The organism is Microcoleus sp. BM001215392 (genome assembly GCF_036700185.1).
Lineage (GTDB): Bacteria > Cyanobacteriota > Cyanobacteriia > Cyanobacteriales > Microcoleaceae > Microcoleus.
In genome coordinates, this window is record NZ_JAUBOJ010000672.1 from 1 (window position 1) to 1764 (window position 1764).

Sequence of the window (1764 nt, forward strand, 5' to 3'; positions counted from 1 at the left end):
CTGACATCTGCGGTTTCTGTATCAATCAAAGACTTATGCAATTCAAGTCTAATGAATTGGAAATATCGCACAGGTTAGTAGTAAGGACTAAAGTCCTATGAATCTAAAGACTCGCATTCCTTACTACTAACTAATTTTTTTGGCGATCGGACAGAATATAAACAATAGGTTTGTTGCGTTTTTAGGGCTATTCGCGATTTATTTGAGAAGGAGAAAATTTGTATTCAGGGGTGCGAGCTCAGGTGCGGGGGCAATACTCAGCGAAGCCGCCACTAGGAGATTTTTCCCGATTCCCAATTGCTCCGGTGCGATACCATTGACCGTGACGAGCGTTGTGAATCCAGTTTTTCCTTTCTTGCCATCGGGGTCGATTTCCACTTGCGTATTGCCGCCAACTCGGGTCAGACGCAGATATCCTGCTGCAATTGGGTCAGCAACGATCGCATCAAAACTCCCGAACAGGTCGCGTAAATCCAACACATCTTTCCCATTGCTAAAATCGGTGATGGTATCCCCTGCATCTTTGAGTTGGGTGTAAACATAGCGATCGTCCCCAGAACCACCTGTCAGCAAATCGCGGCCCGTACCGCCCGTCAACAGATCGTCCCCAGAACCACCTGAGAGAGTGTCATCACCACCCATACCGCTGAGAACCAGATTTTGGTCGCGGACACCGAGCTTATCGTTGCCTGTATTCGCCAGTCCGATCGCATTATTCAGGTCGTTTCCAATGCCTTCGCGAGCGTTACTGTGGGGCATCAGGTATAGATTTTCGACATTAGCTCCCAAGGTGTAGTTGATGGTGGCAAAAACTGTATCCGTGCCACTTCCCGATTCTTCGACAACGACATCGCCGCTCTCTCCGACCCAATAACTGTCGTTGCCAATGCCGCCTACCATGGTATCGTTGCCGCTGTTCCCGACTAAAGCGTCATCACCTGCATAGCCATAGAGAATATCGTCCCCTTCTTTCCCATAAAGAACATTATCCAGCTCATTCCCGAAAATTTGTTCGTTGGGGTCGCCGGTAATTCCTTCAAATCTCTGGTTCATTTCGTCGTTAAACCAGTTATTTCCATAGCCTCCCAAGAACGTGTCGTTCAAAGCTCTGTCATTAAAAGTTGCCATTGTTTTTACTCCTGAGTTCTTTGTGATGTGGTTTGTACCGATAGCCTTAAGATATCTAGTACCAGAAGCGTTCCACATCGGACAAATGTCACGAGCGCTCATGACAAATGTCACGGGCGATCGCAGAAGTGAAGCAAAATATAAGTACAAATAGTTTTGCAGTAGAAATAAATCCTAAAACTACGATCGAAAAAGGTTTGTAGTGCGGACTTAAGTCCGTTCTATTTTGCGGACTTAAGTCCGTTCTATTTTGCGGACTAATATTCTTGCGGTCGATCGACCGAACAGGGTCGAAAACTGCCCCGGCAGCATCATTCGGTGAAACCTCAAAAATCACCGCCCTAAAAGAGCGGTGAGCAGATCGATATGTCAGTTCGATTTGTGAGTGATGCTTTTTGACTGATAACTGAATCGATCGCTGAGAAACAAATTGCGATCGCCTCAGCCTAACAAGTTATAGCGGTTCTCAAAAAAGTGAGGTATGCTCACCGAGGCTTATGCCCGGCGCAAGCCTATGCCCGGTTTGGCCGGCCTCCGTGCCAGTCGTACCTCATATGAGAGCTTGAAAGGCTATATACCAATTTGGAGGTGTCTGTTAAGCAAGAACGAAAATGTCATTATTGGTCATAGCTAGAC

The 1764-nt window shown here is 46.7% G+C and carries 1 protein-coding gene; it reads right to left on the reverse strand.

All coding sequences use genetic code 11. The features are described 5' to 3' along the window. Nucleotides 1-198 precede the first annotated feature (198 nt). The gene (locus QT974_RS34025; RefSeq protein WP_333472763.1) at nucleotides 199-1128 is read right to left on the reverse strand and encodes a type I secretion C-terminal target domain-containing protein; all 930 of its coding nucleotides are present in this window, start codon (nucleotides 1126-1128) and stop codon (nucleotides 199-201) included. Between the last annotated feature and the right edge of the window lie 636 nt (nucleotides 1129-1764).

Coding starts and splice junctions, on each gene's coding strand:
- QT974_RS34025 (WP_333472763.1), bottom strand. CDS start 1,128: ATGGCAACTTTTAATGACAGAGCTTTGAACGACACGTTCTTGGGAGGC.